The organism is Mycobacterium sp. NTMscope_Eco_3, assembly GCF_976985685.1.
In genome coordinates this window covers 33,220-44,998 of sequence record NZ_CDRJYZ010000002.1, presented here as the reverse complement: position 1 = coordinate 44,998, position 11,779 = coordinate 33,220, and the positions used below count along the sequence as shown (strand labels likewise).

Sequence of the window (11,779 nt, the reverse complement as noted above, 5' to 3'; positions counted from 1 at the left end):
CCCGGGAAATGCATGACCACTTGCGCGAGGAGCCGATCAGACTAACCTCCCGGCTGGCATTTCGCTTACGCCGCTCATGAAACTGACAAGGTTTCGGCGATGGTGCATCGCCATCGTCAAATCACCTGCGCGCCAAGGAGGGTACGTGCTGTCCTGCGCGAGGTACCGAAACGCTGACTGGACGTTGGTCAGGACTCAGACCAACGCCCCGCGGACCCCGCCGTATAAGTGGATCGCCGTGGCCGTGTTGCTCGTTTTCGCGCTGATTTTGGCCTTGGTGTACGGGCAGTTCCGGGGTGCCTTCACCGAAAAGACGCAGCTGACCATGATCGCCACCCGCGCCGGGTCACTGATGGATCCGGGTTCGAAGGTGACCTATAACGGGGTGCAGATCGGCCGGGTGGGCAAGATCGCGGAGACGGTGCGTGATGGGAAGCCGGCGGCGAAGTTCACCTTGGAGGTGTATCCGCGGTATTTGGCGTTGATTCCGTCGAATGTGAATGCCGATATCAAGGCGACGACGGTGTTCGGTGGTAAGTATGTGGCGTTGACGACCCCGGCTCATCCGTCGCCGCAGAAGATTTCGTCGCACACGGTGATCGATGCGCGGTCGGTGACCACCGAGATCAATACCTTGTTTCAGACGATCACCTCGATTGCGCAGAAGGTGGATCCGGTCAAGCTGAATTTGACGTTGAGCGCGGCGGCGCAGTCGTTGACGGGGTTGGGGGAGAAGTTCGGTCAGTCGGTGACCAACGCTAACGCCTTGCTTGATGACGTGAATCCGCAGCTGCCGCAGGCGCGCAAGGATATTGCGCGGTTGGCGGCGCTGGGGGACACGTATGCGGATGCGTCGCCGGATCTGTTCGACTTCTTGAACAACGCGGTGATCACCTCGCGCACCATCAATGCGCAGCAGAAGGATTTGGATCAGGCGTTGTTGGCGGCGGCCGGGTTCGGTAACACCGGTGCCGAGCTGTTCAACAAGGGCGGGCCGTATCTGGCGCGAGGCGCCGCCGACCTGGTGCCCACGGCCCAGCTACTGGACACCTACAGCCCCGAACTGTTCTGCGCCCTGCGCAACTACCACGACATCGTGCCCATCACGGGTGCCTCCGAAGGAGGCTTCAACGGCTACTCGTTAAACATGGACACCGAGGTGCTCTCCGGGCTGGGACTGATCGCGAACCCGGTGTCCGCGGCGCCCGTCATCGCTTCGCTGGTGGGCGGTGTCGCCGGGGTGGTCGGTGGGGCGCCCAACCCCTACATCTACCCCGAGAACCTGCCGCGGGTGAACGCCCGCGGTGGGCCCGGGGGAGCCCCGGGGTGCTGGCAGCCGATCACCCACGACTTGTGGCCCGCACCGGAGTTGGTGATGGACTCCGGCAACAGCCTTGCACCGTACAACCACCTGGACACTGGATCGCCGTATGCGATCGAATACGTCTGGGGCCGCCAGGTAGGGGATAACACAATCAACCCATAAATGGGCATTCCCGCATAGAGTGGGCGATGAGCTTTTGTGGTGGGAGGGTTTTCGCGTGCGAGCACAGTCAGCATCCGGGACAGCTCTCGACGCAATCCTGCGCCGACGCGGATCTGGTCATCAAGCAGATCCCGGTGATGCAGCATCACGTGGCGCAGATCCCAGTCAGGCTCATCCAGGGCGCAAGCAATATCGGCCAGTGGTGATTGCCTTCGCGGGGCGCAGCCGATTCGCGAGCCGGTATTCCACTGCGGCTTTTGTTGAACACCCGCGTGGAATCGATGAGCATTCGCATGGAATGATCGAGGCGACGACCCGCACTTGGCATCATGCCGCCAAAACCGCTAATGCCGCACCGCGGCAAATGACACACTGAAATGGCGCCGCAAAAGGGTAATCGCAGACCGGGCCGCCCGCCTGCCGCGACGGCCGGCGACGCGCGTCAGCGAATTGTCCAAGCTGCTCGTTTGGTGTTTAGCGAACGCGGCTACGACGGCGCGACGCTCCAAAACATCGCCGCGAGCGCCGAACTGAGCCGGCCGGCGATCAACCACTACTTCTCGAGCAAGCGAGCGTTGTATCAGGAAGTGCTGGTTGAGACCAACGAATGCGTCATCGGAGCCGGTGTTAAACATGCGGACATCGAGAATTCGCTGGTGGCTCGCCTGATGGCGTTCATCTCCGCGGCGATGAGAGCCGGTTCGGAAACTTCCGCCGGGTCTGCGTTTTTAGTCACTGGCGTAATCGAATCGCAGCGCCATCCCGAATTGGTTGGCACCGAAAACGATCCCCTTTGGATCATTCGGAAAGTATTGACACGCTTCGTCAACGATGCGATTGAGCGCGGCGAACTCGCTGCGGATATTGATGCATCGGCAATGGTCGAACCGCTGCTCGTCGTGGGTTGCGGCGTGGGGGTGTACGCGGGCTACGTCCGGAGTTACCCGGAGATGGTGGCCATGACCCGAATGCTGCGCCAACTCGTGGAAGGGGCGCTTTGCCCACCCGAGGATTAGCGGGACGGCCGTTATGATGGTGACCCGTTGGGCTCAGCTGTGCTGAAGCCGACCATCCCCCGTCGAAGATCGCCAAAAACTCACCCGACGCCACCACGGTGATGGACGGCACCGCCCCCAACGACGCCGTCCCGCTCATCCGCTTCCTGGTCAGCGATCCTGATTCGGTACATGCGGCCGCGCCTAGGCAGGCTGACCTGGCGTGTTCCCTGTGAATGAGTCCAACAGATCTGTACCCGTGTTGTTGGTCCAGGGTTGTGAGAGTCGAGGGCAGAGTGATCATCGGGAGGTCACATGCCCCGTCAGTATTCGTCTTCGGTGCGCCGGCAAATCGTTGCACGGCTGCGATCAGGGGAACCCGTTGCCGCCTTGGCTGCCGAGACCTGCATCTGTCAGGCCACACTGTTCCGATGGAAACGTCAGGCACTCATCGACGCCGGGCTCATCGAGGGCATTCCGAGCGTGGAAGCCGACGAGCTGGCGGCCGCCTACAAGCGCATCGCGCAGCTCGAGGCCGAGCTGGCCCTCACCCGCGATGCGTGCGAATTGTTCGACGAGCAGGCGGTGGTGCCCCCAAAACGCCGACGCGCGATCACTGAAGGACTGATCGCGCGAGGACATTCCGGCCGATCCGCCTGTCGGATAACAGGATTAACGCGGTCCTTGCTGCAGTACCACCGGCGACGACCCGTCCCGGATCGCGAAGTGCGACGACTGATCGTGGCCGACACGATCACCGAGATCCACCAACGATCACGCGGCACCTACGGCCGCCGACGGATCCGCGCCGCGCTGCTGGCCGACTACGAGATGAACGTCAACCACAAGCTGGTCAACTCGATCATGTCCGAATACGGCCTGCACGGGCTGCCGCGTCCGGGGCGACGAAAGCCCAACCTGATCGGTGTCGACACCCCAGTCGACCTGGTCAATCGGCGATTCACCGCCACAGGGCCCAACCAACTGTGGTGCACCGACATCACCGAACACCCCGCCCGCGACGGCAAGGTGTACTGCTGCGCGATCCTGGACTGCTTCTCACGGATGATCGTGGCCCGCACCTTCTCCACCACCGCCGACACCGCACTGGTCAACAACGCGGTCAACATGGCTGTCGACAACAGAACCCTAAGTAGCCCAACCATTCTGCACGCCGACCACGGCACGCAATTTACGTCCTGGAGCTTCGGGGAGAACATGAGACGTTGGGGCCTGCTCGGCTCATTCGGCACCGTGGGCGACTGCTTCGACAACGCCGCCATGGAGTCGTTCTGGGCCCGCATGCAAGTCGAGCTGCTCAACACCCGCAAATGGGCCACCACCATCGAATTGGCCGCCGCCATGGCCGATTACATCGACAACTTCTACAACGTCGAACGCCGTCACAGCTACCTCGGTAACATCAGCCCCACAGAGTTCGAAACACTCTGGACGTCCACCTATTCGATCCCTCAACTCGCATAACCACGGCCCGAAACGGCGGGAACAGATCAAACCAGTTTTAGAGTCCTGTGGCCCGATGTCGGGCTGGAAGGGACGATGAATAGATGGCTGGTCGGAAGCGGCATTCCGCTGAGGACATCGTGCGCAAACTGCGCCGCGCGGATGAGCTGTCCGCTGCCGGAAAGACCGGCGAGGAGATTGCCGCCGAACTGGATGTGTCGGCGGCGACGCTGTACAACTGGCGGCGCACTTACGGCGGGATGGACACCGATGCCGCCAAGGAGCTCAAGGAGCTGCGCGAGCAGAACGGCCGATTGAAGCGCTTGCTGGCCGACGCCGAGCTGGAGAAGGACGCGCTGCGTGAGGTGGCTAAGGGAAAATTCTGAGCCCGGCTGCCAAGCGCCGCGCCGTGGACATGCTCAAGGAGACGTTGAGCATGTCGGAGCGGTTGGCGTGCAAGGCCGTTGGGCTGGCCCGCTCCACCTACCGCCGCCTGCCGTTGGGGCAGACCCCTGCTGATCCTGACGCCGAAATGAGGGGCTGGCTGCGCGCCTACGCCGCCAAACACCCGTGCCATGGGTTCCGGCGTGCGTGGGCGGCGTTGCGCTTCGACGAGCGCCGTGAGGTCAACAAGAAGAAGATCCACCGGCTGTGGCGCGAGGAAGGGCTGCAGGTGAAGGTGAATTCGCCGCGTAAGCGGGCGGGGGTGTCCTCCATCCCGCCGGTCGACGCCGATGCGCCGAACGTGGTGTGGGCGATCGATTTCCAGTTCGACTCCACCATCGACGGCAAGGCCATCAAGATCGCCTCGATGATAGACGAGCACACCCGTGAATCGCTGTTGCATGTGGTGGAGCGATCGATCACCGCCGAACGGTTGGTGGTCGAGCTCGAGGATGCGTTCGCCGCCGCGGGTGGGCCGCCGAAGGTGCTGCGGATGGACAACGGCCCGGAGTTGGTTTCTCAAGCGCTGCAACGGTTCTGCGAGAACAAGGTCGGGCTGCTCTACATTCCACCGGGAATGCCGTGGAACAACGGATACATCGAATCGTTCAACAACCGACTGAGGAAGGAGTGCCTCAACCGTAACCACTGGAACACCCTGTTCGAGGCCCGCGTGGTCATCGGGGACTTCAAGCTCGAGCACAACCACCGACACCGTCACTCGGCCCTGGGCTACCAAACGCCGGCCCAGTACGCTGCGTCGTGCAGGTGCACCCACACCCCGGTGGCCTGCGTGATCAACTGAATCCGGAACGAAACAACCCGACTCTAGATCGGGGTGGACTCAGTAACGGGGACTCGCCACGCCGACCTGGACTGCCACGTCGTTCTCGACAACGCCTCCACGCATAAGACCCCAGCGGTAAAGCGTTGGCTGACAGCACATCCCCGCTTCGTGTTGCACTTCACTCCCACCAGCTCAAGCTGGCTCAACCTCGTGGAACGCTGGTTCGCCGAACTGACCACCAAAAAACTACGCCGCGGCACCCACACCTCGGTCCGTCAACTCAACGCCGACATCCGCGCCTGGATCCAAACCTGGAACAACAATCCACGCCCCTACGTCTGGACCAAGACCGCCGATCAAATCCTGGCCAGCATCGCAAACTACTGCACCCAAATTAATGACTCAGGACACTAGACCTCGCAGTCCTATGCCGGCGGGTCGCAACACTTAACCCTGTGACCCGGCAGGGCCAGATGATGCCCCGGGGCAATTGGATTGATCCCGCGGCGCCGCGGTAACCGTCTTGGCCACTGCGAGAAATTGTTTCGCGCAATAGTTGTGCGCTCGTCCTGCCTTCCACATCCTGCTGCCTCCCGACGCTTCGTCAAGGACGCCGGAGTGCTTGCATTTCCGTGAGCTCACGGCTGATCGCGTCGAGCGCCGCGTTGCGCCGCCCGCTGGTCATGAGTCGTTTAGTAGCTGCCACGGCATTCGGATCGTGCGTGCTAATTAATGTTGCCGCGGACGAAACCTGTTCGACGAGTTCGGCATCGGGAACCACTCGCCAGGCCAGACCAGTTCGGAAGGCGGCCGCTGCGTCGATCCATTCGCTGGAAAGCATCGCCCACATTGCATCCGCCCATCGCATTCTCGTGGACAGAAGTGCTGAACTGCCTGCCTCTGGCGCGATGCCCAACGCGGTGAACGGAAATCTCAGCCGGGCGGTTTCGGCGAGGAGCACCAGGTCGCAGTACAGCAGCAGCGTGCAGCCGAACCCCACCGCGACCCCGTTGACGGCGCCGAGCAAGGGTTTTTCGAATCCGCCGAGGACGTCGAGAAGTAGGAGGAATTCGTCACCGGCGTGCTGTCGCACGGTATCTGGCGCCGCGGCGTCGAGCAGTGATCGATCGGCGCCAGCAGAGAAAGCTCGTCCACGGCCGGTCAGCACCACGGCCCGTGCCGCGTCATCACGGGCGAGGCGCTGCAGCGTGACCCGCAGCTCCTGATAACCGGCGGCGGTGAACGCGTTAAGACGTTCTGGACGATCGAATGTCAGCCAGGCCACTGCGCCGTCGCGCCGCTCGTGAAGCATGTAAGCCACCCGGACGCCTAGGCGCCGGTCGGTGCGGCGAGCTTGCCTATTATTCGGCTCCGGTGTGCATGACCATCGGGAATGTCTGCGCGGCGCGAACGCCTGGGGTGAAGTCGAGTTCGACTCCGGGTTTGATGTGGTATTCGGGGATACGTTCGTGCCAGACGCGCAAGGCGGTTCGCAGCTCGACGCGAGCGAGGTGAGAGCCCAGGCAGCGGTGTACCCCGCCGCCGAAACCCAAGTGCCGGTTCAGTTTGCGGTCGAATCGCACGGATTCCGGGTCGATGATAGACGTTTCGTCGGTGTTGGCCGAACCGAGCATGACCAGCACCTGTTCGCCGGCGTGGATGGGGCATCCACCGAGTTCCGTGTCGTGCGTGGCCTCACGTGCGACGGCCATGACGGGTGTTTCCCACCGCAGAAGTTCCTCGACGATGAAGGGAATGTTTTTCGGGTCGTCGGCGATCGCCTGGCGAACCTCTGGATGCTGTGCGAGGTAGCTGAAAAAGCAGTCTAGCGACGCCGACACGGTGTCGAGCCCGGCGATGAGAAACAGGAAGCAGATGTCGAGGATTTCGTTACTGCTGAGTCGATCTCCGTCGATTTCTGCTTCAAGGAACCAGCTCAGCAGATCGTCGTGGTGCTCGCGCTTGCGCTGCTCCATCGTGGCGGCGAAGTAGGCGTAGATCGACTGCGCCGTGGCCGCCTGATAGGCGTCAGTATCGGGGTGGCCCAACGGCTTTCCGGCCAACTCGTGTGGCCTGATGATCCCATCTTTCATCAGAAGCAGCGTGGGCAGCTCGTCAAGCGGCAGGCCCAGCATGGTCAAAAAGACCTGGGTGGGGAAAGGGACGGAGAACTCCTCGACGAAGTCGATCTCGTCTCGGCCGATGAAGCCGTCGATGAGTTGGTTGACCAGTGCCGAGATCGACACCTCAAGTGCTTTCATCCGTTTTGGCGCGAACAGCGGGTCGAGGATCTTGCGAAACTTTCCGTGCTCTGGCGGATCGATCTGAAGGGGGATGAGCGGTCGGTCGTTTTTCAGCACGCCTGAAGTCAGCGCCGAGGAGTACAGGTGCGGGTTGTGCAACACCTCGTCCACGAGTTCCCAGGTGCTGACCAGCACTCCGATACCGTCCACGCGCATCACCGGAGCAGAGTCGCGCAACATCTTGTATGTCGGCTGAGGATGCCGGGTCAGCTCGGGAGCCGCGAGTAGGCCCAGCCCCGACACGTCGTCTTCCTGCGTCATCCAGCTCCCTTATCGTCCAGTGCCGCTGGGCAATACCTAACGGCAGTTGGTAGTTGCCTAAGGCGGCCTGCGTCAGCTCACAGTCCGTGTTTCCGCGCCGCCGACCGCACAAGCCTGGTCGACAGATTCGACGATCCAACCACCGCGTTGTTTACAAATGCTATTTTTATAGTCTCTCGAGCACAAGTGCACAGTCAACACCGACAGGATGGAGACCATGCTCCGACCACCCCGCGTGTTGCCTTCCATGGACGACCCCAGCGCGTTCTTTTGGAGATCCGGCGCCGACGGCCGTCTGCGCTTCCTGCGCTGTTCGGCGTGTTGGTATTTCATCCATCCGCCTGCGCCGTACTGCCCGCGGTGCGGCGGCCGAGATACCGCACCGGCCGCCGTCTCTGGGAGGGGAAAGCTGTACTCGTACACCGTGAACCATCAGCCGTGGGACAGCACTAGCGAGGTGTACATCATCGGTGTGGTCGCGATGGATGAGCAGCCCGACCTTCGGTTGCTGACCAATCTGGTCGACGTCGCCGCCGACGACGCCCGCGTCGGCATGCCGGTGGAGGTGGTCTTCGAGGATCACCCACCGGTGCATCTTCCGATGTTTCGCCCGGCGACATCATGACCGAAGCCGAACGCCGAGCGGTCATTTCGGGCATCGGGCAATCCCAGGTGGGCCGGCGGCTGGGGCGCGACGGTCTGGACCTGACCATCGATGCCGCCCTTGCAGCAATTGCGGACGCGCGGCTGACCGTCGACGATATTGACGGGCTGGCCACCTATCCGGGAGGCGTCCACGGATACCCCGGGTTCTCGGGTCCCGGTTCACCCCAGGTGCAGGATGCGCTGCGGTTGTCGCTCAACTGGCACAGCGGCGCCGCCGAGGGACCCGGGCAGTTGCAGGCGGTCATCAGCGCGGTGATGGCGGTGTCGATGGGCCTGGCCCGTCATATCCTGGTGTATCGCACCGTTACCGAATCGACCGCACAGGGCAGCGGGCATCGCCCGGGCATCGGCGTCGGCGGCAGCGAAGTGGGCGGCCCGCTGCAGTGGCTGATCCCTTTTCGAGCGTATTCGGCGGCGAATTGGCTCGCGCTCTACGCACAGCGGCACTTTCATGAGTTCGGAACGACTCACGAGCAGATGGCGCAGATCGCGTTGAATGGGCGCCGCAATGCCGCGCGTAATCCGAAGGCGGTGTTCCGCGATCCGTTGACGCTCGAGGACTATCTGGCATCGAGGATGGTGTCGTCCCCGTTTCGGCTCTATGACTGCGATGTTCCCGTCGACGGATCCACCGCGCTTGTGGTGTCTGTCGTCGAACACGCGTCGGCCGTCGACCACCCGGTTGCGCGCGTCGAAGCTGTGGGGACCGCGCTGCGGGGACGACCGTCGTGGGAGCAGTGGGAGGACTTGACCACCATGCCGGCGCGCACTTCCGCCGAACACATGTGGTCGCGCACCGATTTGCGACCCGCCGATGTCGACGTCGCGCAGCTCTACGACGGATTCAGTTGGTTGACGATGTCGTGGTTGGAGGCCCTCGGGTTCTGCGGTCACGGCGAAAGCGGCCCGTTCATCCAGGACGGCACGCGCATCGCGCTCGATGGCGAACTGCCGTTGAACACCAACGGCGGGCAGCTATCGGGAGGCCGCCTGCACGGCTACGGCTATCTACATGAGGCGGTGCTGCAGCTGCGCGGGGAAGCCGGGACACGGCAGGTCGCGGGCGGGCCTGAAGTAGCGGTGGTGTCTAACGGTGGGGGACCGATTTCAGGCTGTGTGCTGCTGACGCGGCTTGCGTGACCGCTGACTCCGATTACCGGTGCCCGCCGCAGCTTCGGTGATGCTCAATGCGGGCCAGATGAACCGTATCGCTTGTGCCCGTGCGGCTTTACGGTTGTGGGGGTGCCCGTGCGGGGAGGTCGCTGCGCTGCTGACGATGGCGAAAATGCTCACGGCGTCCGGTTCCGGCTTCGGTGAGCGCAGCACCCCGGCGCGGTGGCCGGCGCGCAGCACCCCGACAAGCGGCTGGGAAAGCAACCAGCGCATCTCCATGATCTCGGCCACCTGAGTGGCGCTGTGAACCTCCGACGTGGTGAAAAGCGCTGTGCGCGAGGCTTTCCTGGGTTCGAAGAATTGGCCCAGCAGCCCGTCGAGCCAGGCCTCGAGCGCCGCCACAGGATCAGGGGCCGCTGCGATCGCGCGCTCCAACGCCCGCCGCGCCGACTCGCCGTCCCGCTGGATGATCGCGGCCAGCAATGCGTGCTTGGACTGAAAGTGGCGGTAGAAACTGGTGGTCGACAGTTCGGCCTCGGCCAAGACATCAGCGACGGACATGCCGGCGAAGCCGTTGCGCGCCATCACCCGCACTGCGGCGTCCATCAGCAAGCGACACTCGGTGTCGTCGTCGAAGTGGCGTGGACGCCCAAGCTTCTCGGACTCTCGTGCCGGTGACTTGCTCACCGCACTTCCTCCCTCGATCTGTTCTCGCGCCGTCCATCGTGCTGGTCTCGGTCTATCGTCCCTCAACCACTGACGTGTGGTTAGGACGCTACCGGACCATAGATTCAGAAGCGTTGAGATCAGGCCCTGCCAGGTTTTGCGCACCGCCGGTGCAACGAGATCCGACTGCCGATACACGTAGCCGTCCGCGGATCCTGCGTGGCGGTGCTCGCCATCCGCGGGGTACTGCGCTCGGTCAAGCCCTGGGGACGGATGCTGGGGCCGGTCGCCGTGCAACGGAAGAAGTCGTCACCGTGGACCTGCGGGTGCCGGCTTGCTGTGACCAACCAGAGGCGCGGTCACGGCGACGTGAAGGTGACGTGCAGAGCATCCGGTCCGCGCAGCGTGGTGCCGACTTGGCTGGTGACGGTTGACGAACGGGCGTTCGCGGGATCCAATGCGAGATGGGGCAAACGCCGCGTCAGCAACGTCACTGCGGCAACGAGTTCGGCGTTGGCCAGCCAATTGCCGATACAGCTGTGCGGGCCCTGCCCGAATGACACCGTCGGCATGACGTTTCGGGTGATATCGAATTCGTCGGGCCGGTCGTAGACAGCCGGGTCTCGATGCGCCGCATTGATCGCGAAGATCATCGGCGTTAACGCTGGGATCTCGATCCCGTGCCACGTGGTCGCCTCGGGACATGCCCGGGGGAGCATTCCGACCGCGGGCTCCCAGCGCAATCCTTCCCAGACCGCCGGTTGGGTGTGCCTTTCGAGATCGGATCGCAGTAGGTCGAGCTGCTCGGGGTGGTTGAGCAGCGCGGACAAGATATTGCCCAGGGCGAGCATGGTGGTATCGGCTCCCAGGGGGAACAACATCCGCAAGAACGTAAGAATCTCTTCGTCGGTCAGGGTTTGGCCGTCGTCGGTGCTGGCCGTGACCAGCATCGAGATCATGTCATCGCTCGGCTCGCGCCGGCGCTCGGCGATCAACGGGGCCACATATTCGGTGAACTCCCGGGCCGACCGGGTGGCCCAGTCGGGATCGAACGGATAGTGGATCATCGCTTGCGCCCAGCGATGAATTTTGGCTTCGTCGTCTACGGGAATGCCGAGCAGGCGGCTGATGATCAGCAGTGAATATCGGTGGGTGAAGTCAGCGACCAGGTCGACCCTTCCTCGGTCGATGAATCGGTCGATCAACTCATTGATGACCGGTTCGATCACCGGCTGTATGTACCCCTGGACACGATTACGCCGCAACGGCGCGGAGACCATCATCCGGTTGGCGCGGTGTTCTGCGCCGGACATGCTTAAGACCGTTCTGCCGAATACCGGTTCGGTGGTCATTGCATAGACAGGTGCAGCGGGAAACGCGGCCTCGTCCCTGAAGGCAGCCCGGACCAGCTCGTCGGTCAACAGCAAAACCGCCGGCACTCCGGCAAACCGGACGATCGCGTAGGGCTTGCGTTCCCGCAGCCGCGCGAGCACGGCGTGCAGGTCGGGCTGATCATCGAATGCGAAATCGATGTTATCGATGTCTAACGTTTGCGCCGACGGCATGAGTCCACCATAAGCTATGCAACATCCAA

At 62.9% G+C, this 11,779-nt stretch carries 11 protein-coding genes and 2 pseudogenes; 9 read left to right on the top strand and 4 right to left on the bottom strand.

Annotation, left to right across the window (positions count from 1 at the left end):
* Positions 1–184: 184 nt before the first annotated feature.
* The 6 genes and pseudogenes from AC0KTM_RS28620 to AC0KTM_RS28595 form a co-directional block, all read left to right on the top strand.
* Positions 185–1,486 (top strand): MCE family protein, encoded by a 1,302-nt coding sequence (locus AC0KTM_RS28620; protein ID WP_047323916.1) that lies wholly within the window; start codon positions 185–187, stop codon positions 1,484–1,486.
* 26 nt (positions 1,487–1,512) lie between these two features.
* Positions 1,513–1,692 (top strand): hypothetical protein, encoded by a 180-nt coding sequence (locus AC0KTM_RS28615; RefSeq protein ID WP_047323905.1) that lies wholly within the window; start codon positions 1,513–1,515, stop codon positions 1,690–1,692.
* Positions 1,693–1,863: 171 nt separating this feature from the next.
* The gene (locus AC0KTM_RS28610) at positions 1,864–2,502 is read left to right on the top strand and encodes a TetR/AcrR family transcriptional regulator (RefSeq protein ID WP_047323906.1); all 639 of its coding nucleotides are present in this window, start codon (positions 1,864–1,866) and stop codon (positions 2,500–2,502) included.
* Positions 2,503–2,796: 294 nt separating this feature from the next.
* Complete coding sequence (locus tag AC0KTM_RS28605) at positions 2,797–3,966, top strand: IS3 family transposase (RefSeq protein WP_082147712.1); 1,170 nt, start codon at positions 2,797–2,799, stop codon at positions 3,964–3,966.
* Between the two features lie 83 nt (positions 3,967–4,049).
* Positions 4,050–5,194, top strand: a protein-coding gene (locus AC0KTM_RS28600) for an IS3 family transposase (RefSeq protein WP_089152512.1) whose coding sequence is annotated in 2 segments (ribosomal slippage) — positions 4,050–4,317 and positions 4,317–5,194 — 1,146 coding nt in all. Because the reading frame shifts where the segments join, the coding sequence is not laid out codon by codon here.
* A gap of 63 nt (positions 5,195–5,257) precedes the next feature.
* Positions 5,258–5,590: pseudogene (locus tag AC0KTM_RS28595) on the top strand (transposase); the annotation flags it as partial.
* 190 nt (positions 5,591–5,780) lie between these two features.
* On the opposite strand, the gene AC0KTM_RS28590 reads toward AC0KTM_RS28595, so the two are convergent.
* Together AC0KTM_RS28590 and AC0KTM_RS28585 are read right to left on the bottom strand one after the other, a co-directional pair.
* The gene (locus AC0KTM_RS28590; protein WP_047324124.1) at positions 5,781–6,488 is read right to left on the bottom strand and encodes an enoyl-CoA hydratase/isomerase family protein; all 708 of its coding nucleotides are present in this window, start codon (positions 6,486–6,488) and stop codon (positions 5,781–5,783) included.
* 49 nt (positions 6,489–6,537) lie between these two features.
* Positions 6,538–7,740 carry a cytochrome P450 gene (locus tag AC0KTM_RS28585; protein WP_082147678.1) on the bottom strand — a complete coding sequence of 401 codons (1,203 nt, stop codon included), beginning with the start codon at positions 7,738–7,740 and terminating at the stop codon, positions 6,538–6,540.
* A gap of 208 nt (positions 7,741–7,948) precedes the next feature.
* On the opposite strand from AC0KTM_RS28585, the pseudogene AC0KTM_RS28580 reads away from it, so the two are divergent.
* The 3 genes and pseudogenes from AC0KTM_RS28580 to AC0KTM_RS28570 form a co-directional block, all read left to right on the top strand.
* A pseudogene (locus AC0KTM_RS28580) lies at positions 7,949–8,068 on the top strand (DNA-binding protein); the annotation flags it as partial.
* 96 nt (positions 8,069–8,164) lie between these two features.
* The gene (locus AC0KTM_RS28575; protein WP_232527343.1) at positions 8,165–8,365 is read left to right on the top strand and encodes a Zn-ribbon domain-containing OB-fold protein; all 201 of its coding nucleotides are present in this window, start codon (positions 8,165–8,167) and stop codon (positions 8,363–8,365) included.
* Entirely contained in the window at positions 8,362–9,546 is a 1,185-nt protein-coding gene (locus tag AC0KTM_RS28570; RefSeq protein WP_047324125.1) for a thiolase family protein, read from the top strand. The genes AC0KTM_RS28575 and AC0KTM_RS28570 overlap by 4 nt, the downstream gene beginning before the upstream one ends.
* On the opposite strand, the gene AC0KTM_RS28565 is transcribed toward AC0KTM_RS28570, so the two are convergent.
* The gene (locus AC0KTM_RS28565) at positions 9,514–10,206 is read right to left on the bottom strand and encodes a TetR/AcrR family transcriptional regulator (protein ID WP_052955363.1); all 693 of its coding nucleotides are present in this window, start codon (positions 10,204–10,206) and stop codon (positions 9,514–9,516) included. The genes AC0KTM_RS28570 and AC0KTM_RS28565 overlap by 33 nt on opposite strands.
* Positions 10,207–10,544: 338 nt before the next feature.
* A complete protein-coding gene (locus AC0KTM_RS28560; RefSeq protein ID WP_047324126.1) occupies positions 10,545–11,750 on the bottom strand; it encodes a cytochrome P450 in 1,206 nt (401 codons plus the stop codon).
* Positions 11,751–11,779: the final 29 nt, after the last annotated feature.